Consider the following 20,666-nt stretch of genomic DNA (forward strand, 5'->3'; position numbering starts at 1 on the left):
GCTTTACGCTCAAAAAATACCGGGGTGCGCCTGTGAGTGATCTGCAAGGAAACCTGTTCAAGGCCTGGTTAGTCGATACCGGTAAATCACCTAATACGGCCAACAGCTATCGCTCCGGCATCAATACCGTCAGCAGGCACCTTGGCCGTGACGTGCTGCTGATAACTGATGTTGAAGAGCTAGAGGCCCTGTTCAAGCAGTACGGCCCCGGCGGGCAATTCGCGGCGCTTGGCGAGAGCAATAGCTACAACGTGCAGAACGGGCTGAGGCAGTGGCTTGAGTACCAACGGCAGCTCAAATACGGGGCAATCCCCAAGTATGCCGATGAACGTGTATTACAGCTGATGAGCAAGGGCACGCCTGAGGATCAAGCTTGGGCCTGGACGTTATTGAAATGCTTTAAACACCGATACCTTCAGGCGGACCATTGGACAGTCAATACCACGCCAGTGGAGATCCGAATTGGCGTGCGTGAGCAAGGCAGCCTCAAGGGAAAGCCTGCCTTTATGCTGTATTGGTACGGCGGTGAAATAGGGTGTTCAGTTCGCGACCTAGCTGACCACCATGCATTGATAGAAGCGCAGGGGAAAAGGTGGGAAATCACTGCCCAACGCTGCCCGACTCAAGCAGACATGGAAGCCTGGCTGAGCACAGTCGAGCAGGTGCTTGAGGGTAAGACATTACCGCTCAATGGTAGAGGCTTAGTACCTAGGGACTATGGCCAAACTGAACAGGAAGGACCAGACGCCGTGATCGACTTGCCAGCCACCCAGCCACCGCTTAACCAAATCCTGTTTGGCCCACCCGGTACTGGCAAAACCTACGCCACTATCAACCAGGCCTTGGCAATTCTCGCGCCTGAGTTTCTGGCCCAAAACAAAGATAACTCTCCTGAAACCCGCCAGCGATTGAAAGCTGAATTTGAACGCTTTGCCTCCGATGGCCGCGTGCGCTTTGTGACCTTCCACCAAAGCTTCAGTTATGAGGATTTCGTTGAAGTCATTCGCGCGGACTCCGATAGTGAAACGGGGCAGTTGCGCTACCCCATTGAAGCGGGGGTGTTCAAGCGTATATGTGATGACGCAAAGACGCAGCCGGTCGCAGACCTGGGCATTCGCCCAAACGCCGCGATCTGGAAGGTCTCAATCGACGGTTCAGGCATGTCACCCAGCAAAAGCTACTGCTTGACGCACGGTGAAGCACGCATTGGGTGGGGCCAAAGCGGGGACCTGCGCGAAGACTACGAGGCCAACGCGTTTTACCAAGGTTTAGGAAAGGGAGATAAAGGCACGCTCCATTATTTTTCCGAGCAAATGGCCGTCGGAGATATCGTGTTGTGCATCCAGTCGGCCGACACAATCGGCTCCATCGGGGTGGTCACGAGTGAGTACCGTTTCGAGCCAAAAGTACCTGCGGGGTTGAACTCAAACTATCAACACGTAAGGTCAGTGCGTTGGCTGTATCAGAACATCAATCTCTCCATCTTGCCCATCAACGACGGCCGGCAGTTCACATTGAAAACGGTTTATGCCATGAACCGCTTCAGTTGGGCGGACTTGCTCACGTACCTGCAGCATGAAGGCGTAAAGCCTGTCGAGCCTTCGGCCTTATCTACGCCTACAGATTTGCCCTACGTGCTCATTATCGATGAGATCAACCGCGGCAATGTGTCGCGTATTTTCGGAGAGCTGATCACCCTGATCGAACCCTCCAAGCGCGAAGGTGCAGATGAGGCGCTGAGCGTGCAACTCCCGTATTCAAAAAAACCATTCAGCGTGCCTAGGTGCGTGTACCTCATTGGTACCATGAATACCGCAGACCGTTCGTTGGCTGGGTTGGACATCGCGCTACGTCGCCGCTTTGTGTTCAGGGAAATGTTGCCTGAACCAAAGTTACTTGATGGCATAACCGTGGAAGGCGTACGGATTGGCGAACTGTTGAGGGTAATGAACCAGCGCATCGAGGTTCTGATGGACCGTGAGCACTGCCTGGGGCATGCGTACTTCATGCCGTTGGTGAACAGCGGTAGCCTGGCGCACTTAGAGATCATTTTCCGCAATCAAGTGCTGCCGCTGTTGCAGGAGTACTTCTTCGAAGACTGGGAGCGCATTCGGTGGGTATTAAATGACCACCGCAAGCCGCGTGAAGACCGCTTCATCGTACGCGAAAAACAAGATCATACGGCCCTGTTTGGCAAAGATGTGCCGGAACAGGATCAAGCCCAGGTATGGCGTATCAACAGGTCAGCGTTCAGCCGGCCGACAGCTTACGCCGGTGTGATCGCCAGTAATGCCACTGCTACGAATGAGATCGCTTTCGAGGAGCAAGGGGTTTGAGCACCCATGTGGTTGTCCGGGAATACGCCAAACTCACCACGGCGGTTGTGCCGGCGGGGAATCTGGATTGCGCGCATATCTCGGAAACCGCCTTCGACTGGCTGTGTGAATTAAGCGCGAGCTTTAACAAGGCTGGCGCTAGGTTGCTGCAGGTGGAGGGTAGACGGTCGCTGAAGTGGGACAGCTATGTAGGCGTGATCGAAACCTCGTGTGGTACCCGGCTGGAGATACTGCCCAAGCATTTTGAGCAAGATGACTGCTTGCTGAAAAGCCGAGCGCTACTGTGCAAGCTGATTCAGGCGGCACTGTCGTTAAAACCAAGGCAGGTATCGGTCACGTCGCTAGAGGTATTCAAGGCTCCGCTTACCGAATGGGTGATGGCGCAGTTCCTAAGCGAGCTGGATGTATTGGTGAAACGTGGCATCCGCTTCGACTATAAGCGCGTTGAGGAGCAGCAGCGTTACCTGCGCGGTCAGCTCAATGTGGTAGCCCAGCTTCGCCAGCCTCCAGGGCGACAGCATCACTTCCAGGTTCGCCATGATGTGTACCTTCCCAACCGACCAGAAAACCGCTTGCTGAAATTTGCGCTGGAGCAAGTTTGTAAAGCTACTAAAGAACCTACCAATTGGCGCCTTGCCAATGAGCTACGCATATTGCTGGGCGAGATACCTGCCACCCAAGACACGACACAGGACTTGCGCCTTTGGAGCAATGACCGCCTGATGGCGCATTATCAAGCCGTCAAACCCTGGTGCGAACTGATCCTGAACCAGCAAATGCCGATTGCGGTTAAAGGGGCTAGGCGAGGCATAAGCATGCTGTTCCCGATGGAGCGGCTGTTTGAGCGTTATGTGGAGCAGTGGCTTAGCAAACACTTAGCGCCGGGTGCCAAGCTGACAAGGCAAGCCGCCACGGCGGATCTGTGTAGTCATAGAGGGCAAGGGATGTTCCGCCTGAAGCCGGACATGCTGGTTGATACCCCCCAGCACCGTTGGGTGCTGGACACGAAATGGAAACGCATTGAGCAACGTGGCTTGAAGCAGGGTTATGACCTTAGCCAAAGTGATTTCTACCAACTGTTTGCGTATGGGCATAAGTATCGCAAAGGTGACGGTATGCCGATGCTGGTGCTGATTTATCCACGTTGGGCGGGGCTTCAGCGGGCATTGCCGGTGTTTGATTATGGGGGCGGAATGCGGCTGTGGGTTTTGCCGTTTGATTTGGAGGAAGAAGGGTTGATGGGTGCGGATTTGGCGGGTGTAGTGTTCAGGAGGAGCGATATGGCGTGGGGCGGTATGGGATTTGAAGACGCTTCGCCCACAAAGGATGCACGGATGTGACTGCGCCGGGGGAGATGAAAATATGCCGTAGCAGTCTGTTTTTGTTGGCTAAAAATCAATCAGATAAATAGCTTGGAATACCAGATAAAATGCCGGGTTGATCTGGCTTTCGATGGAATGGTGCTTTTTGAACTCAGCCGAGCGACTCGTCAAAGTAATCACTGTCGAGCCTAGGCACCTTGTAAAGCTGCGAGCTGACACCGACCTCGTGATCCAACATCAGATTAACCAAGCGTTTACCGTCGACCAGCACCAGCCCCTCGACCGAGCGAGCGAAGTCAACGGCCTGGACGGTGTAGCCGGAAGTGGTGATGAATACACCGCGTTTGGCCTTCTGCCCGGCCAGGGCGCCATAAAACGCCTGCAGGTCGGGGCGGCCCACGGTGCTCTGCCAGCGCTTGGCCTGCACGTAGACCTTCTCCAGCCCCAGCGCGTCGAGCGAGATCACGCCGTCAATGCCTCCGTCGCCACTACCGCCGACTTGCTGCAGCGCTTGACGGTTCGCTCCGTAGCCCAAGCTGTGTAGGACGTCGAGAACGATGTGCTCGAAGCGCGTCGGGCTCGCTTGCAACAGATTGTCTAGCAGGTCGCCCGCGACGCTGGTGCGCAACTCGAGGATGGCTTGGTTTAAGCGCTCCTGCGGGCTGCTAGTGGCGAGGTCGGTCTTGGCAATTGACGTCGAAGTGTCGCTGTTTTCATCCAACGAGGCGGCATCCGGTGCTGTCTTTAGCTTCACGCTCATGAAGTTCACAGCTAGATGCTCGACTAGTTCTGTGCTCAATGGGGTAGGGTTGGCCTGAGCGAATGCGCGGCCGGTGTCGGTCAGCTGCCAGTAGCCACGCTTTGCGCTGCTGGAATAGCCGGCGCGCTTCAGCCGATCATGCGCCCAGCCTGAACGATTCTTATAGGTGGCCTGGCCGCAGGCGATGGTCTCCTGCCGCTGTGCCTCGCTTAGGCTAAGCGTGACGGCGGCCGCTTCGTGGGCCTCGCCCGCAGTGGCGCCTTCCGGATGGGCTGAGAGAAAACGCAGGACGGGCTCGATGAACTGGTCGTAGGTCGGGACAGACATGGTTGTTTCTATTCCTGGTAAAGGCTTAGCTCAACGTAACGGCTCGGCGACCGCGCTTTGCCTTAGGCGCGATGGCGCGTTGTGCCTTGATGCGATCCAGCAGCACGCTGGCCGGTTCATCATTCGAGTCCTGGGGCACCAGTTCGCCTCGGAAGGCCTTGGCTAGGATGCTTTGGGTCAGGCGGTCGATGCTCGTCTGGGCTACTTTGACGCGGGCTTCGAGTTGGTCGGCGAGGAGGAAGAGCTGCTTGACGCGGCGGACAATTTCGGTTTGCTCGGCCTTTGTTGGAACCGGGATCAATAGGTCACTTACGTCACCGACCCTGTAATGCTTAACTCCCGTGCCGACGGCAAGCTTCTCAGAACGCGCCTTGAATTTCGGGTCGCGAAGAGCTAGCAGAACGAACTCTGTTGAGGTGCATTTTTCAATACATCTAATAAGCATGGTCCGCTGACCTAGGCAGATTATTTTACCTTCTGGGATTATTGCCGCCTCGCCCATAGGGGCCTCTCTGGTGAATACAATGTCTCCCGGCTCTGGAACGCAGCGGCGAGACCAAGATCTATAGGTTTCTTCATTTACATAGCGAAGGTCTGTCCATTGAAAACTGCCATCGCGAATATTGCTTGTTCTTATTAGTGGGATACCTTCTTTCTCATATGGTGCAGTTTTGTTATGGCAGTCAACTATAAGAAGTGATACATCTTCGAGTTCTGCCCAACACCAAGAGACAGGAAGATCAGTCTGTTCCAATTTTTTTTTCGCGAACTCAGACAGACGTTTCTTTACACGCGCTACTTCGTTATGCGATTTATTGCTCTCAGACCAATCGCTCTTGAGGTCAGCTGTTTCTGCCATCAGCTGGATTCCCGTCTCGCGCGGCCCAAGATTTTTTGATCGCCACTCTTCCGTCAACTGCCCGGAAACTGCAGCGGCGAGGACGGATTGGCGGAAGCGTTTGAGCAGCGCAGGGATGCCGTCGATACGGGTTTTCAGGGTATCGACCTGGGCCAGTAGTTCGTCGAGCTTGGCGGCGATGCGGGTTTGTTCGTTGAGTGGCGGTAATCTAAACGGCGCGCCTTTGGCTTGCTGGGTGCCAAGACGTGGCATCCGCATTCCATGAGATGCGTCATTTACATAATCAATAAAGTTCGGAGATCGTATCGAGAAAAAAAGATAGCTTGGGTCGAGCAAGCCTGGTGATATGGCGATTATTTCGCTAGAGCAAAAACCGCTTTTCTCGGCTTTAACAACTTTATTAAGGTAAGGTCGCAGCTTTCCATAAAGTACGTCCCCGGCACGGAATCGATTCTTAGAGCTTTTTGGGAGTCGCTCTCCCACAGTTTTCCATTCCAGTACTTTGCCCGTGTCGCGCTGGATGTCTTCCAATTCTAGAAGCCAAGCCTCAGGCGGCATGTCGGTTGGGTCAACAGTTTCGTTATCTGCATAGTTAACAACCTGTCCCAGAGTGGTTGAAATCCACCCTTCTGGTAACTCACTCATCCCCATTCTCCTGAGCCACTTCCAACCCCATCACTGCTGCCATCAATTGCCTCTGCGCCATCACTTCATCCCCCGCCCCCAGTGCCTTCATCAGCTCTTCCAGCTCACGCAGTGCTTCGGTCAATTCAGCCATCGCCTCACCGGCCAGGACTTCTGGAGCGGGCAGGTCGGCGGCATCCAGGCGGCTGTCGTCCTTTAGCCAACTGATATCCAGCGAGTCACTACGCTCGTTGCGGATATAATCGCGGGTAAAGCAGCGGAAACGACTGTTTTCACCGATACCTTCAACGTTCTCTGCGCGTGGGCTCTCTCCATCGGGCGTGTCGCCATAGGCTTCCTCGAACGGTTTGAGGTGCGTGGGGCCGAATGGCGTGCGCTTGCCGAAACTGGGCATATTACTGCGCAGGTCATAGATCCAAACGCGCTTAGTGCAACCTTCCTCCTGCCGCGGGTTTTCCACGGTGCCCTTCTGAAAAAACAGCACGTTGGTCTTCACGCCCTGTGCGTAGAAAATACCGGTGGGCAGGCGCAGGATGGTGTGCAGGTTGCACTTGTCCATCAGGTCGCGACGCACGTCGGTGCCAACGCCGGCCTCGAACAGCACGTTGTCCGGCAGCACCACGGCGGCGCGGCCGCCCGGCTTGAGGGCACGGTAGATGTGTTGGAGAAAGGCCAACTGCTTGTTACTGGTGCGGTAGGTGAGGTCATCACGAGTCGGGCCACCGCCACCCTTGGCCGTGCCGAACGGTGGGTTGGAGAGGATGACGTCGACCTTGGGTAAGTTGGCCCCGGTCTGACCTAGGGCGTTGCCCAGGTGCACCACGCCTTCTTCGTCGCCTTCCATGCCATGCAGCAGTGTGTTCATTAGTGCCAGACGGCGAGTGCCGGGCACCAGTTCTACACCGACAAAGGCACGATTGCGCTGGAATGCCTGGGCTTTGGCGTCGAGGTCGTAGTAATCGTCGGTTTGACTTTTGATATAGGCGTCAGCAGCGATCAAAAAGCCCGCAGTACCGGCGGCCGGGTCTTGGACGGTCTCGCCCGGCTGCGGCTTGATGCAGCGGATGATGCTGTCGATCAGCGGGCGCGGGGTGAAGTACTGGCCGGCGCCGGACTTGGTCTCGCTGGCGTTCTTTTCCAGCAGGCCTTCATAAAGATCGCCGAGGCCGTCTTGGCGGGCGCTGAACCAGTCGATGCCGTCGAGGCTTGTGATCAAATGCTCGAGGTGGCGCGGTTCCTTGAGGCGCGTCTGGGCGTCGGCGTAGATGGCGGCGATCAGAGGGTCAGGGTTTTTGCCAAGGTCCAGCAGCATCTGCCGGTAGTGATCGAGCAGGTTAACGCCGGACTTGCCAGCCAGGTCTGGCCAGCGCGCGCCTTCGGGCAGCTTGTGGCCGAAGCTGTCGTTGTTCTGCACCTGTTCGTATTCCATCTTGATGAACAGCAGAAGCACGAGCTCGGTGACGTAGTCGCTGTAGTTGATGCCATCGTCGCGCAGGACGTCGCAGAGGTTCCAGAGTTTCTGGACGATATCGGAGTTGGTCATGAAGTACCTTTGGCGAAATGTGTAAAGCGCCAGAGTGCGCTGGCCCAAAGACGTGGTTGTCTGGGCTCAGTCGTCTGACGAGCGTTGTTTGGCTTTTAGCGTCTTGCCGACCGCAGTCAGGCGATAGCGTTGTTTACTGCTGTTGGGCTTGTCTGGAATGGTCATCTCGACCACGCCAAGCGCCAGCAGTGGGCCCAGAACCTGATCGCGAAACTTGGTGCGGTTGTTCCGCCCAACGAAAGCCATCAGCTCTGGCACCGTATGTTCATTGGTGATGCTGCGTATCAGCGTTACCTGCTCTGGCTGCAAAGATATACCTTCTAGCGCCGGTTTAGTCCCCACTTGGTCCCTACTTGGTCCCGACTTAGTCCCTACTTGGTCCCCGCTTAGGCCCTCAAGAGGCCCGCTTTCAACAGCGCGCTGAATCACCACCTTGAACTGATTACTCTGCCGGTCGTCCTCAAGCCGGATCATTGGCCAGGCATCTATAGCACGCGGGATGCCTGTACCTAACCCGCGATAGGGGAGAATGTGCACTGCATGGGAGGTGAGCGTCGGATTACGACGGTTGGACAGGCCGAATCGAATTTTCTCGGTATCGAGCACGTCAGGCAGGTGCCCGGGGCTGATCAATTCGATGCGATCGGCGAAGATCATGATCCGGATGGAGGCGCTGACGAAGTAGTCGCGGTGGATCAGAGCATTCACCAGCAACTCCTCGAACACCTCCTCCGGCACTTCCAACTGCCCAAGGGTATTGAAGCCCTGCCCGCGCTGCACATGGCGTAGGTTGCGCTTGATGAAGGCAAGGCTGCGTCGGTATTGCTCCAGCAGGTTACCGTCGATGTCTTCACTATCGAGGTAATGACGGTCATGTAGCACTGTTCCGGGAAACGCAACCGCTTTTATGTCGAACGCCGGGCGCAGCCGCTGTGGGGCCTGGCCGAACAGCAGCAGGCCAGCCAAATTGGGTGTGTTGTTACTGGCGAGCCCAAGATTTTCCAAGATGCGGATGGTTTCCAAACCTGTCTGTTCGGGGCTTTGCCGAAAGCGCCTTTGGAAGTAGTCGCCAAGCGCTTTGATGTCGATATCGGCCTCGCTGCTACCCCTGACCGGTACAGCATCGGCGCACACCAGGCCTGCCTGTTGAAATAAGCGTTGCAGCTCTTCACGGGCGGTGACCCGGCGCTTATCGGCACCGCTTTTCACCCAAATGCGTCCTTGGCTATCAACATAAGGCTTGTTCAGCCCCTGCTCGACACTCACCACCATGACCAGCCCTTGCTCGGTATGGAGATTGCTGGTCAGCGGATTAATCGCCGGGCGAACATTCTGCGACGCCGCATTCGAGAGCAACTGATTAAGCCGTGATATATCGTCGCTGCTCAGCCCGCTAACCGCGCCAGAGTCGTCTACACCGATCAGCAGATAGCCACCGGACGTGTTGGCAAACGCTACCAACTCGGCTGCCAAAGCATCGATATTGGTGAAGTCGCGCTTGAACTGATGGCGACTGTCCTCACCTCGGGCAAGGGTTTGATGAAGCTCGGCAAGAGTCATGAAGCGTCTCTAAGTATCGCGGGCAACTGAGTGTATAGCGGGGGGATTATCCCTTATAGACGAGCCCCGTGGCTAACTTAGCGCGCGTGGTTGGCCTCACCCCGTTTGAGCCCACAGGTTGTCATTCAGGGCCTCCAATACCACGGTGAGGTTGCCACCGAGCATCTTGTCTAGCCGAGTGCTACCGCCATCGCTTCTGAACGCTTCGCCAATCTGTTTTTCGTCAATAACGACCTCGTGAACCAGTTGCTTGGCCAGGCGGTCCAGCCACTTACGCTGGACAGGCGTCCAAGGGTGCAGGCTGTAGATCGCCACCATCGCCTTGGCAACGCGCTGCTCGAATGGCAGCAAGGCTTCCCCAAGGGCTGCGCGCCGGATAAAACCGACAATGCTGGCCGCAATTTCTTGGTTGGTTTGGTTACGCCAGGCGCTCTGCAAGTTCACCTCGCTGTATCCGTGGCCGTCGAGCAGCAGGCGTACCTCGCGCAGTTGCTCGCGGGTGAGGTCTTGTGGGCGGTTGACTACTACGCCAAGGGCCACCGATTGGTTCAACTGGTTCTTGATGAAGTCGTTGAAGCTTTCCAAATAGTCGGCGGGCTTCTGGTAATCGCCGTAACTCTGCTCACGAACCATCAAAGCGTCCGTATGCTGGGAGATCACCGGGTAGTTCAGTGACCCCAATAGGGTATTGACCATAGCGAGCTGATTGAGCAATTGAGAATGTTGTTGGATGAACTGGGCAGCTTGCTGCGGGCCGAGTTGGTGCAGATGCTGATGCAGTTTATCGGGGGCCACGCCCCAGGTGGTTTCTAGCTCAGCAAGTTTTTCCTTGAGAAGCGGCTTTTGCTCGGCTTTATGGGTAGCCTTGCGCAGAATACGCATAACCCGCTGGCTGAGCTGGTCAAGCACATCGTGGGCATGGCTGGTATCGGGCTGGTTGCCCGGGGCATCAAAGCTTGCGGGGTTATTCAGGTCATCAACCAGTTGTTCCAAGCTGATGCTCGGATCCTTCACCAGCGGCTTCATCGTATCGACAGGCTCGAGAGCCGCGTACAGGTCAACTGGGTCGTAGATCTTGAATACCGTTTTGCCGATGTCATCACAGCGGCGAGTTGCACGCCCTTTCATTTGTTCGTAGAGGATGCGTGAACGAACCCGGCGCATGAATACCAAATGGCAGATTCGGGGTACATCGATACCGGTGGTCAGCAAGTCGACTGTAATGGCGATGCTCGGGTAGCGCTCGTTCTTGTACTGGCGAATCAGCTGTTTAACCTTGTCACTTTGCCCGGTGATGATCTGTACAGCAGCTTGGTTGTAATCCTCGCCATGAACGTCTTTAAAGGCTTCGTCGAGGAGGTTTTTGACTCGCTCGGCGTGGGCTTGGTTAACACAAAAGATCATCGTCTTTTCGTCGCCCGACGGGTCGAGCTCTTGCGCCAGTTGCTCGCAAATGACCTTATCGAAGCCAGGTGTAATCACGCGGCGGTTGAAGGACTCGATCTCGAAGTCGAGCTCGTCTTCTAGCTCCGCAACATCTACTTCGCCACTGCTGGTATCAACGACGTTGACTTTCTCGCCTTTGGCAAAGTGGATGCCTCTCTGGCTGAGCAGGGTCTGGTAACGAACCGGCGGCTCGTGATCGATCAGCCAGTCGTCAGCCACGGCTTCCCGGTAGCTGTACGTGAATATCGGTGCACCGAATACTTCACTGGTGTGCTTTGCCGGTGTGGCGGTGAGCCCGATGCGGCAGGCGTCGAAATAGTCGAGCACTCGGCGGTACTGTGATAAGTACTGGTTAAAGTCGCGTATCGCCAGCTCGCCCTTGGTCATGTCCTGGTCGAGGGTGTAACCGCGGTGAGCCTCGTCGACGATGATGCAGTCGAAGGCATCAATAGGTGGCGGAGTGTCCGACTGGAAGATGCGCTTGACCATGGCCTGCACAGTGGCGACCTGGACCCGCGTTTCAGCTTCGGCAGCCATGTCACCTAATTCTTTGATGTCGTAGATCTGCGCCAGCGTGTGGTTCTGTTCCAGCGTCGCCTCATTGAAGGCTTCGATGGCCTGTTCCCCCAAAGCGCTACGATCGACCAGGAAAAGAATGCGGCGAAAGCGCTCGGCCTTTAGCAGGCGGTACATCAAGCCAATGATAGTGCGCGTTTTACCGGTTCCGGTCGCCATGGCCAGCAGGCAGTTGCGGCGGTTGTCGGCCAGAGCCAGCTCGACGGCACGTATGGCGTTTTCTTGGTAATTACGTAGTTTGAGGTAGGCGAAGCCTTCCTTTTGAAGCGCCGCCTCGGCTTCTTCGCGGCTGCGCTTGAGCAGGTCGAGTAGGCCACTCGGCGTGTGGAAGTCCTGCAGTGCTCGGCGCAGGTTGGCTGGGCTGCGCAGGTCGCGAAACCATATGCCAGACAGCTCTGCGAGCTGCTTTATGAAGGGGCGGCCATTGCAGGCAAAGGCAAACGGAACCTTGAAATGACCGCCTTGGCCGTCTGGCCAGCCTGCAGTAGGGCCGGCTAGTTGGAAATCGTTGGTAATGACCAGTTGCCGTGAATAGCGCTCTGCTTGAGGGATGCGGTTCGCTATGTTGACGCGCTTGCGTTTGGCTTCGACGATGGCAACAGGCACAAGGCCGGCGAACAGTACATAATCAGCATCCTCTTTAGGCTTGCTGGTTGGCCACTCGGCGATGGCCTTGTTCTTGCCCTTCTCTGGCCGCGCGCCCTTACCGTAGGTAAGCTCGAGCGAATCAGCCTCCCAGCCGGCATCGTTCAATTGTTGATCGATGAGAATACGGGTGAGGTCTTCGTTAAGGTCAAACTGGCTGCTTGCTTGCTGAGTTTTGCTGGTGACCTGCTTGACGGCTTGGGGCTGATTTTCAAGCTGTTGCTGCAGCACTGTCTGCCGCGCTTCGAAATCGGCTCGCGCTTTGGATAGTTCTGCTTCACGTTCCAGAGCAATCAGCTCGTAGACGCGTGCCTCCTCGTTCATCTGCCCGGCAAGGCTGGCATATGCTTGCTTTTCTTTCGCCAGCAGTTCGGCTAATTGCTGGTTGCTCTCCAATTGCTGGCGACTGTCACCTAACTCCGCGCGAAGCTTTTCGATCTGCCCCTGTAGCTCACGCAGAGGCTCGCTCGGATCTGCGGGAACCATGAAAGGCCCAGGTTTGAAAGTGCTGCCTGCCTTGCCGAATGACTGGTGATACCAGATCGCCAAGGCGCGGGCGACTCTGAGCCCGTCCAAGGCCCCGCGATGCTGGGTTCGGAATTCGTGGGTGGCCTTGTTGCCTTCGACGCGCAGCGTATGGAACAGGTTGCGGATATTGCCGTCGAGCTGGATTTCACGACTCAGGCGGAACAGCAAGTCAGCTTGGGATGTGGTGGCGTCGAACTCGATGCCCGCTCTAACCGCTAGATCTTGGGCGAGCGCTTCGCCCAACTGGCGCAGTTTGATCAGCGTCGTGTTGGGGTCGCTGGAAAAAACGCGCTCGGCTGCAGTGGCGAGTTGGAAGAACACTGGATCGTGCTCTTTGAAAAAGGCGAAGTTGCTGTTCTCTGCCATGTTCCATCCCTTGAGTTTGTCGCCGGCCATCTCGAGAGTTGCGGCGCTATAACGGCATAATGCCAGACGAAGGGTGGCTCGGGTATAACCTAATGCCGGTGGTGCGCAGTGATCAGCTACTTGCCGAGGTCTAGGTATTACGCTTAGATGTGATGAGACAGCGGTAGGTCGAGTTCGCACAGAACACCGCAACAGGCGCTGCCGGTTGCAACACTGGCATTGCCAGTGCTGCGCTTACCCGGCATGGTCAAGGTCGGGTTCGAAGCGGTAGCCGTGTCATCATTGAGCGACGCAGCGCGGCCCCTGAGTTGCTGGCAACGTTCGCAAGCGTAGACTGCGCGCAGTTAAAGAAAGCCTTTGAGCCTACACCGATGCAGAATATCGCGGGCGCGAAGCATCCTTGGCTCCAAAAATATACGTAGCTTTCGCGATTTTCACATAATCCAGATGGATGATTGGGCTAGCGCATTGAACCAGAAAGATCCAAGGTTCGTCGAGATTTCCTTGATTGTTGGGTACAAATCCGGGATTGCAGCATTAATCAAGTAGATCGAAATCAACATGTACAGCAGCAAGCAAATCAACCACGTTCGCCAGAAAACTCTGCGTCCGGCGCGAATCTGGTGCTCCACCAATTTCTTCCAGTCACTATCTGAGAGAAAGCTATAAAGCTTGTTGCGCCAATCCTTTCGGCTCAAGTCTGCCAGATGATTGAAACGGCACGCCGACCAGCCACTCATCAAAACACTGAGCAACAGCAGCAGAGCGGTGGCCAGATAGATGGGGCGAATAACACTGGTCTCCAACCCCACAATTCCTGGTGTTTTCAGCACTAACAGTACGCCCGCAATCGCGAAGTCTCGCCATACAGCTGAGATGAGATCTCGTGACGACGTCTGCGTTTTCGCCACCTCTTCCTGCAAGCCTTTACGCAAGTCACCCAGGCCTTTGACCGCTTCTTTGCTCTGATCCAAAAGATGGAATGCGAAGGCCTCCTTAGCGCCGATCAGGCTGTTTTCGAGCACCTTGCGCGCGCCTTCTGGCCAGGTCTGCCCAATTTCCCAGTTCACCGCGATGTGGTTATTCAACAGAAGGAATTTGGTTTCGGCCTCGCGCGGCGTGCCGTACACCCAGTGGCATGCCTCGGAAAACAGCACATAATCGGTCAGCGTATAGGTGATATCTGCAATCTTTAGCGGTATTGTCCTGCCGCCCTTGAACAAAGCCTCGAATTCACCGTCGCCTGCTCGCACCTCGGCCGGCAAGCAAAATGCCAATTGCTTGGCTGCCTGTATCCGCCACGCATCATAGGCGTCACACGGGTCTAAGGGTGGTTCCCCTAAGAGCAGCCAGGGCGCCAGGGAAGTAGGAGTTTTCTTGTGGGTCAGATCACGTACCAACTTCCAGGGCTTTTCGGGGAGGACTGCGACATTGGGCAGCTCCCTGTCGGCCCCAAAGGACTTGACCGTAAACAAGTAGGTGGAGAATGTTTCCACAGGTTGCGCGATCCAGACACATTGCCGTGGCGGAGGTTGATTCTTATCAGCTCCAAGCTTCGCCAACCAGCCCTCAAACCCGGCGACTGACAAGAAATAGCGCCACTCTGGCGTCAAGTTTTTCTTGACGATCACCCGGATGGGCTCATCCTCAATGTCCGTATGTTCAACAGCGGCGAGATTGAATGGGCTGGACTGAAACTGGCCATGAATCTCGAGAGTGCCCAGCGCATGCTCCGTAAGGTAATGCTTGAGTGCCCGCGCCTGGACGAGAAAATCAGATACCAAACCATTCGCTCCGTCCACACGAATCTGCTCTGGAGTCTCGGAAAATTTCCCTTGCGTCGCAGCCCACTCCTGAGAAAAAAAATCCCGCAGCTGGCTCCCATCATTGATGCTCATAGGTAGTCGAGGTGCTCAGTGCGGATGATTATCTCAGTGCCGTCCTCATTGATGTCATACCACTGCTCTGCGCCGGCTGCGATATGCACTGTAATTCCCTCACGCGTGCGTAACCGGGTCAGCCCGCCAACTGGGAGAGCATCAGGGACATAGGTAAATACCTCACCTCCCAAACCGTTTTTTTCCAAGTGTGCGGTGAAGGTTTCGCGGACCTTTGCATCTCCTGACGCGCCAAAAAACTGGTCAAAAAAAACCGTCTCATTGAAATCATTCTGCTTTTCGGCAATGGCACGGACCGTATCCGCCGCCTTATAACCCAAGGCGCTGGGCAGCGTCTCAGCATGCTGGCTGACGGTCTGTTTGACCGCTTTTAGTAGCGATTTTGTCAGCTCGGCTTCTTCCCGGGAGCGCTCGACGCCGAGAAATTTTTTAAAAATATCACTGATGCCTGCACGCTTTTGCACGTCGATAATAGCGATGTTGTGGCTTCGCTCGGAAAGGTCGATCAACGCGGACTTCTGCAGCGCCTTGGGCGAGTCCGTGAAATTCTGGTTGATCTCCTGCAGCACCGCTTTCGCCCCTTTTCGTGCAAAGGCCACCACGCGACTAGAGTCATACTTGACCAATGAATAAAAGGTGTGTGCGCCAGACGTTAGCAGCATCACAATGAGCACGCCTGGCGTGTTGCGCTTGTCGCCCAAACCGTGAAAATGCCGGGCTAGGTCCTTCGACATATCGACGAACGACAGCTTTTTGGCCTCCCATTTTTTCAATGTAGCCCGCACTTGCGACACGGCTGTAAAATCAAATTTGTTTCCCCTAAGTGTTTCCTTTATGCGCTCGATGAAGAAGTCTTCGAACCCATCGAGCGAGACCTCATCAAAAAGTCCAGGGGCCTGCTCGCCATGATGGACGACGTGAAAAATGAAGTGCTTGATCTGCAGGTTGGCGATTTGTTCAGCGGTCAGTGTGGTCAAAGTGTCGTCTCATCTCGCACGCGCTGGCATAGCGCAATGACATCGGACGAATATAATCACTTTTGGATCGCATTTCCAAGGCCGTTCTCTAGCACTATACTGTATGTATAGCCAGTAATCAAGCTCTATGCCTCTTCAAGGTAGGTTGCTCACATGTGATGGAGACCTGGTAAGCGGACATCCTTGCGTCACTTGAGTAGCTGAGCACCTGACATTGATCCTGGGCGGGTATTGTTTACACTTTCAGAGCGCTACTCAGCATAAGGTGGGGCGAGGGCAGCTATCAGCCGGAAGCAGTCGGTGCCAAGGCACACTGAAGGTAAAGGATGCAGCTACCACTCAGTCCAAGGCAGCCAATACGGCAGCCGAATTCTCCGGCAGAGGCTGTGGCGATATCGTTTCAAACAGAGCATGAGTCGGCGTGTTAACTGTCACGACAATGTGCCAATGGATCGGCTATTTCGTAGTTTGAAAACTAATGGATACCGACGGTGGGCTACATGAGCGCTGCGCTGGCGAAGCAGGACATCGGTCGGTGCCTCATGCAGCAGTACAACTGGCGGCGATCGCATCAGTTCAATGACGGATTAGCGCCTTCGGTCTTTGAGGAAAAAACTTAACTCAGTGTCCGGGATCAGTTGACCACTACAAACCAAGCATAGGTGTGCCTTGTTTGATACGGCCTTTTGTATTTTACTCAAGTCTCTTAACCCCCTCATGCATATGGATGATGCGACGATCACTGTAGCCAGAAATTTCTGGCCTTCTGCCGAAAAGCTGTCATAAAGTTATAATTTTGCCGAGGAATCTACTGTGCGCATGGCAATGAAGGTTAGTAAAACGGAGCAAATTCGCCCTGTATTTGGAGATCTGGCGGTAATTATGGCTATAAGCCTGCCATACGCTTATCTTTTGGGATTCATAGAAATGGTAGACTTTTTTCATCGTCTAGAGGCGCCGTGGGTTAACTCGCTTATTCAGCCGTCTGATATATTGTCACATAGTTTAGTAATGATGTTCTCCATAGCTATGTTTACTATTATGCTTCTTTATCTTTCATTTTATGCTGAAAAAGCTTTTTTGTGGATGGAGAGAATTGTTATTCCTATGGGCATTACACCTATGACTTTTAATACCGCCGGACAAGCTGGTACGGATTTTTTTGATGGGGTAAAATGGCTACCTGTGAGCTACGTAAATAATGCTGTCTTTGCTGTTAGTATTTCCGTGATTTCTATATGTCTTGCAGTAATTGCTCGCGCATGGTTTTATCCGGCTAAAAGGCTATCACGGTCTTGGGGTGTTTTTGTGATAGGCTTTTTTGTTCTCGATTCACTTGCTATGCCGCAATATTATGCTGCAATGAGAATAAGCAAGATAATCGAACAGGAAAAATCTCAGAACATCTTCATATCAGACAAGGATGAGCTTGATAAACGTTTATTAATTGATAAGGTTGGTGGAAGTTATTTGGTTCGCATAGAGTCTCCCGAAAATAAAAAGGGATTCGCAGTAATGTCTAATCTAGACGGGTATACTCTTAAATAGCCGATCTCTTATTTCATAAGAAAAGGCCATTGTAGCTTTCATTCCAGCTTCATTATCAGCGGTAGGAAGCCAGCGCCCGTACACCAGCGCGATCATCGTCCAGTGGCGTTCAGCCGTCCGAACTCTGCGGCGTGCGTCGCAACCAGCTGATCGTAAGCATGGGCCGCTTCTTGAGGGGTGATGAAGTATCCGCGCTTTCTACCGGTACCGCAGACGGTGAGTCGGGCGTACCATTTGCCTCTCTGGGCATTCCAGAAAACGCCCTTGTACCCAGAGCTGTTGGTCGACGAGCGATCACGGTTCAGACTGTTTTGAGTCCTAGTGGCTACACGCAGATTGCTTCTGAGATTGTTGAGACCATTCCCATCTCGGTGATCGACGTCCATTCCTTCGGGAAAGCCCATCAGAAGTCGATGGAGATAGTGTTTCGGCTTCCGCGCTGCCCCGGTTCCTTTTTCTTGTGCCCGAACGTACCAAGTACTGCCGCGTCGGTCCGCTACCAAGCTGTACTTTTCTACCGCCCAGGCATCCTGGTCATCCAACAGCAGGATCAGATCTCCCCTTAACTTTATTTCCATCATCTGTTTTTGCACTCCAAAGCTCTTCTGCTTTATTGCCCGCACTGACGTCCGCTGAAGGCATCCAGCGTCCGTACACACGGCCAATCATTAGCCAGTCGGTATGCCCCATTTGCTTGGCCACCCACATAGGGTGCTCGCCTGCCGACAGCATCATTGACGCGTATGTGTGCCGCGTTTGGTATGGCCGGCGATACCGGACACCAGCCTTTTTCATTGCTGGCACCCAGATCGTTTTACGAATTGGTCCGTCTCTAGCCCAGCGCTCAAGCGTGCGCGGGTTCTGGAAAACCTCTGCATCCGCCAAAAATGTGTGCGCTTTCTGAGCCTTCAACGCTTCCGTCGCTGGCCGCAGCAGCTTCACACTGCGTCGCCCCGCTGCCGTCTTGGTCATCTCAGCCTTCCCTCGGGCTGCCTGGATCATTGCGCGGGATACGAGCACCTCTTCTCGCAGCCAGTCGATATCGCCCCAGTCCAGGGCCACTAGTTCGCTAGTGCGCAGGCCTGTCCACAGCGCGAACTGCATCATGTTGCGTGCCTGGCCGGAGAGGGCACCTAGAACCGCTTGCTGCTCTTCAGGGGTGAAGGGATCGACGTCATCCTCCCTCGGCGGCGCCTCCTTCCTCGAGTACGTCCAGCCGGCAAGCGGGTTGATATCAATCAGCTCTTCCTCGGCAGCATCACTGAGGGCGGAGCGGAGACAGCTCTGTATGTTGCTCAGCGTCTTGTTGCCGATCTGCAGGGTGTCTAGCCAGTCGCGCACGGTCTTGCGTTTCAAGTCGATCAGCATGTGGTCGCCCAGGGCAGGTATCAGGCGCTGCTGGACAATCTTGCGATAACCTTCGAACGTGCTGCTGGCTACGTGCTTCTGCTTCCCCTCCAGCCACCTAGTCAGGAATCCATTTACGGTCTCCCGCGAGGCCTCCGGCGCAAACTTCGCCGCCCGGGCGGATCGCGGGAAGGTCACCGCATAGTCGAAGGCCCCAAGCGAAATTGCATGCTCGATCGCTGCCTTGTGCTGCTCGGCCTTCTTCAGATTAGTGGCGGTGGGCTTGAGCGCGATACGCTCCCGGCACCGGACGCCCCGATACATGAACGTGATTTCGATACTCGTATCGGAGACAGCCCGAACTCCCCGCCCATCTCTACCCATCTTTCATACCCTTCTACGTCGATTAGGGTCCGGCCATCCGGCGCCCTGTTCCATATCTCACCGAGCCGCCAGATACCATCACGGATCTTCGAGCGGATCGCGTCCTCTGTATAGCCAGACTCAGTGGCGAATTTCCTGACGGTCATGTAGCGCATTGGTGCTGCTCCTGGCTACGCCTCGAATGTAAACAGCGCTAGGGCACGCTGGCAGTTGGAGTGATCAGCCAGCACCTGGCGTCTGCCTAGCCCATATTTGGCTGACATGCTAAGCACGTATCTAAAGGTGGTTTCGCATCGCAGCAGGGTTGCTTACAGAGCTAGCAGTTTCTGAAAAAGGGAAGGGCGGTCCATGGCTGCGTCTGAATGGCAGCCGATACTCAATGGCTGAATGGTGCGTACGTGCAGGGCGTCCCGCCAGCAACTATTTGTCCCAAGCTTGCTTTTATCGGGCCCCATGAGATGTACGCATTTGTGCTGGTAGGCGTGACTGAATTTTAAACACGTCAAGCTTCATGCTTGCAGAGGACGCATTGGAAGAGGGTTGTGAGGTCGTAAATCCCCCCCTGCGGTTGATGACGTGATCGAGAGGGATGAGCGAGGGCTTTTCGGGACCGTCTTCGACAATCACGACAGCTGCAACATGGGCGCATCAGAAATGCTCAGCCTGGATACAACACCGGCTAGGGCGTTAGGCTTTGGAGGGGCGTCGCGATTTTGGGCCTTGTTCGCGGGCTTTGCCCGCTCCTACATGCCAAAACCGGCGGCATGGATTAAATCGCAGGCACAAAAAAAGACGTCCGTGGACGTCCTTTTTTGATCATTTGGTGGAGCCGGGGGGATTTGAACCCCCGTCCGCCAGTACTCCGCTGTCGGTACTACATGCTTAGCCCGTTCTACTAAGTTAACCCGCGGCCGCCCGAGGGGCAGGGTGCGTTGGGCGAGTCGTGTAAGTTTTAGCCGCGTCGTCCACGACGTACTAGGCGGCGATCCTGTTCTATCTGACAGTCGTTTCGGGTTTACAGGCATCCCCTAGCGACTGCTGGTACCGAAGTAGCCAGAAGCTCAGGTTCTAGTCGTCGCAATTAAGCGGCGAGTGCGAATTCCTGGCCGTAGGTTTCGTCATTGGCAACTATAAAAGTTGCAACAGTGGATTTACGAGTTCTGTTACCAACTCGGCATGCACCTAAAGTTTCATCACCGGCGTCGAATCCTGATCGGCCCCGAACCTGCTGCCAGCGGCGGCAGGTGAGTGAATCATACGCGCTTTGGTCGGGGAAGTCGACCACCTGCGCAAAAGCGGTGCATCAGTTACCAGCTGCGCCGCCTTTCTTGGTGTAGTTGTCCAGCTCGGTCAGGATCTTGCCGGTGGTGGCAATGCAGTCCTCGGTTTTATTTTTGGCTTGTTCAGCCTTGGCGGCGTCGATCTGGCCGCGCATGGTTTTTTCCAGGGCAGGGTTGGTGCCCTTTACGGTGGTCATGGTGTCGTTGATTTTCTGCAGGTTGGCTGCACACAGGTCATCGGCAGCGAATGCCTGACCAGCCAGCAAAGCCGAAGCGCAGAAGGCAAGGGCAGGGATAAGGGTACGGGTCATGGGCATAT

Annotated in this window: 13 protein-coding genes, 1 other RNA gene and 1 pseudogene; 4 read left to right on the forward strand and 11 right to left on the reverse strand. The window is 55.0% G+C overall.

The features are described from left to right. The first annotated feature begins 32 nt into the window (after window positions 1-32). Together ACSAMW_RS17550 and ACSAMW_RS17555 are read left to right on the forward strand one after the other, a co-directional pair. The gene (locus ACSAMW_RS17550) at window positions 33-2,336 is read left to right on the forward strand and encodes a DUF8426 domain-containing protein (protein ID WP_500591381.1); all 2,304 of its coding nucleotides are present in this window, start codon (window positions 33-35) and stop codon (window positions 2,334-2,336) included. Beyond that, complete coding sequence (locus tag ACSAMW_RS17555; protein ID WP_500591382.1) at window positions 2,333-3,676, forward strand: McrC family protein; 1,344 nt, start codon at window positions 2,333-2,335, stop codon at window positions 3,674-3,676. The genes ACSAMW_RS17550 and ACSAMW_RS17555 overlap by 4 nt, the downstream gene beginning before the upstream one ends. A gap of 133 nt (window positions 3,677-3,809) precedes the next feature. On the opposite strand, the gene ACSAMW_RS17560 is transcribed toward ACSAMW_RS17555, so the two are convergent. The 7 genes from ACSAMW_RS17560 to ACSAMW_RS17590 form a co-directional block, all read right to left on the reverse strand. After that, complete coding sequence (locus tag ACSAMW_RS17560; RefSeq protein ID WP_500591383.1) at window positions 3,810-4,745, reverse strand: restriction endonuclease; 936 nt, start codon at window positions 4,743-4,745, stop codon at window positions 3,810-3,812. 25 nt (window positions 4,746-4,770) lie between these two features. After that, on the reverse strand, window positions 4,771-6,249 hold the full coding sequence (locus tag ACSAMW_RS17565; protein WP_500591384.1) for a restriction endonuclease subunit S: 1,479 nt from the start codon (window positions 6,247-6,249) through the stop codon (window positions 4,771-4,773). Further along, window positions 6,242-7,792: a class I SAM-dependent DNA methyltransferase gene (locus tag ACSAMW_RS17570; RefSeq protein WP_500591385.1), complete on the reverse strand. Its 1,551-nt coding sequence runs from the start codon at window positions 7,790-7,792 to the stop codon at window positions 6,242-6,244. The genes ACSAMW_RS17565 and ACSAMW_RS17570 overlap by 8 nt, the downstream gene beginning before the upstream one ends. Window positions 7,793-7,858: 66 nt before the next feature. Then, entirely contained in the window at window positions 7,859-9,352 is a 1,494-nt protein-coding gene (locus ACSAMW_RS17575; protein WP_500591386.1) for an RNA/DNA-binding domain-containing protein, read from the reverse strand. A 96-nt stretch (window positions 9,353-9,448) separates the two neighbouring features. Beyond that, the gene (hsdR, locus tag ACSAMW_RS17580) at window positions 9,449-12,913 is read right to left on the reverse strand and encodes a type I restriction-modification system endonuclease (protein WP_500591387.1); all 3,465 of its coding nucleotides are present in this window, start codon (window positions 12,911-12,913) and stop codon (window positions 9,449-9,451) included. A 434-nt stretch (window positions 12,914-13,347) separates the two neighbouring features. Beyond that, window positions 13,348-14,811 (reverse strand): hypothetical protein, encoded by a 1,464-nt coding sequence (locus ACSAMW_RS17585; RefSeq protein ID WP_500591388.1) that lies wholly within the window; start codon window positions 14,809-14,811, stop codon window positions 13,348-13,350. Then, on the reverse strand, window positions 14,808-15,788 hold the full coding sequence (locus tag ACSAMW_RS17590; protein ID WP_500591389.1) for a nucleoid-associated protein: 981 nt from the start codon (window positions 15,786-15,788) through the stop codon (window positions 14,808-14,810). Before ACSAMW_RS17590 ends, ACSAMW_RS17585 begins: the two co-directional genes overlap by 4 nt. Window positions 15,789-16,112: 324 nt before the next feature. Here ACSAMW_RS17590 and ACSAMW_RS17595 point away from each other — a divergent pair. Continuing rightward, a pseudogene (locus ACSAMW_RS17595) lies at window positions 16,113-16,408 on the forward strand (IS3 family transposase); the annotation flags it as partial. Window positions 16,409-16,607: 199 nt separating this feature from the next. Beyond that, window positions 16,608-17,336: a hypothetical protein gene (locus ACSAMW_RS17600; RefSeq protein WP_500591390.1), complete on the forward strand. Its 729-nt coding sequence runs from the start codon at window positions 16,608-16,610 to the stop codon at window positions 17,334-17,336. 92 nt (window positions 17,337-17,428) lie between these two features. On the opposite strand, the gene ACSAMW_RS17605 is transcribed toward ACSAMW_RS17600, so the two are convergent. The 4 genes from ACSAMW_RS17605 to ACSAMW_RS17620 form a co-directional block, all read right to left on the reverse strand. Then, entirely contained in the window at window positions 17,429-17,929 is a 501-nt protein-coding gene (locus tag ACSAMW_RS17605) for an HNH endonuclease (protein WP_500591391.1), read from the reverse strand. Continuing rightward, window positions 17,871-19,067 (reverse strand): Arm DNA-binding domain-containing protein, encoded by a 1,197-nt coding sequence (locus tag ACSAMW_RS17610; RefSeq protein WP_500591392.1) that lies wholly within the window; start codon window positions 19,065-19,067, stop codon window positions 17,871-17,873. Before ACSAMW_RS17610 ends, ACSAMW_RS17605 begins: the two co-directional genes overlap by 59 nt. A gap of 821 nt (window positions 19,068-19,888) precedes the next feature. Continuing rightward, window positions 19,889-20,288, reverse strand: a transfer-messenger RNA (tmRNA) gene (ssrA, locus tag ACSAMW_RS17615). A gap of 82 nt (window positions 20,289-20,370) precedes the next feature. Continuing rightward, complete coding sequence (locus tag ACSAMW_RS17620) at window positions 20,371-20,658, reverse strand: PA2433 domain-containing protein (protein ID WP_500591393.1); 288 nt, start codon at window positions 20,656-20,658, stop codon at window positions 20,371-20,373. Between the last annotated feature and the right edge of the window lie 8 nt (window positions 20,659-20,666).

The organism is Pseudomonas sp. AB39(2026), from assembly GCF_059831485.1.

What these genes read in the sequence shown, in the direction of transcription:
- ACSAMW_RS17610 (WP_500591392.1), bottom strand. Translation starts at nt 19,067, where the DNA reads ATGGGTAGAGATGGGCGGGGAGTTCGGGCTGTCTCCGATACGAGTATC.
- ACSAMW_RS17600 (WP_500591390.1), top strand. Translation starts at nt 16,608, where the DNA reads ATGGCAATGAAGGTTAGTAAAACGGAGCAAATTCGCCCTGTATTTGGA.
- ACSAMW_RS17620 (WP_500591393.1), bottom strand. Translation starts at nt 20,658, where the DNA reads ATGACCCGTACCCTTATCCCTGCCCTTGCCTTCTGCGCTTCGGCTTTG.
- ACSAMW_RS17565 (WP_500591384.1), bottom strand. Translation starts at nt 6,249, where the DNA reads ATGAGTGAGTTACCAGAAGGGTGGATTTCAACCACTCTGGGACAGGTT.
- ACSAMW_RS17575 (WP_500591386.1), bottom strand. Translation starts at nt 9,352, where the DNA reads ATGACTCTTGCCGAGCTTCATCAAACCCTTGCCCGAGGTGAGGACAGT.
- ACSAMW_RS17570 (WP_500591385.1), bottom strand. Translation starts at nt 7,792, where the DNA reads ATGACCAACTCCGATATCGTCCAGAAACTCTGGAACCTCTGCGACGTC.
- hsdR (WP_500591387.1), bottom strand. Translation starts at nt 12,913, where the DNA reads ATGGCAGAGAACAGCAACTTCGCCTTTTTCAAAGAGCACGATCCAGTG.
- ACSAMW_RS17560 (WP_500591383.1), bottom strand. Translation starts at nt 4,745, where the DNA reads ATGTCTGTCCCGACCTACGACCAGTTCATCGAGCCCGTCCTGCGTTTT.
- ACSAMW_RS17585 (WP_500591388.1), bottom strand. Translation starts at nt 14,811, where the DNA reads ATGAGCATCAATGATGGGAGCCAGCTGCGGGATTTTTTTTCTCAGGAG.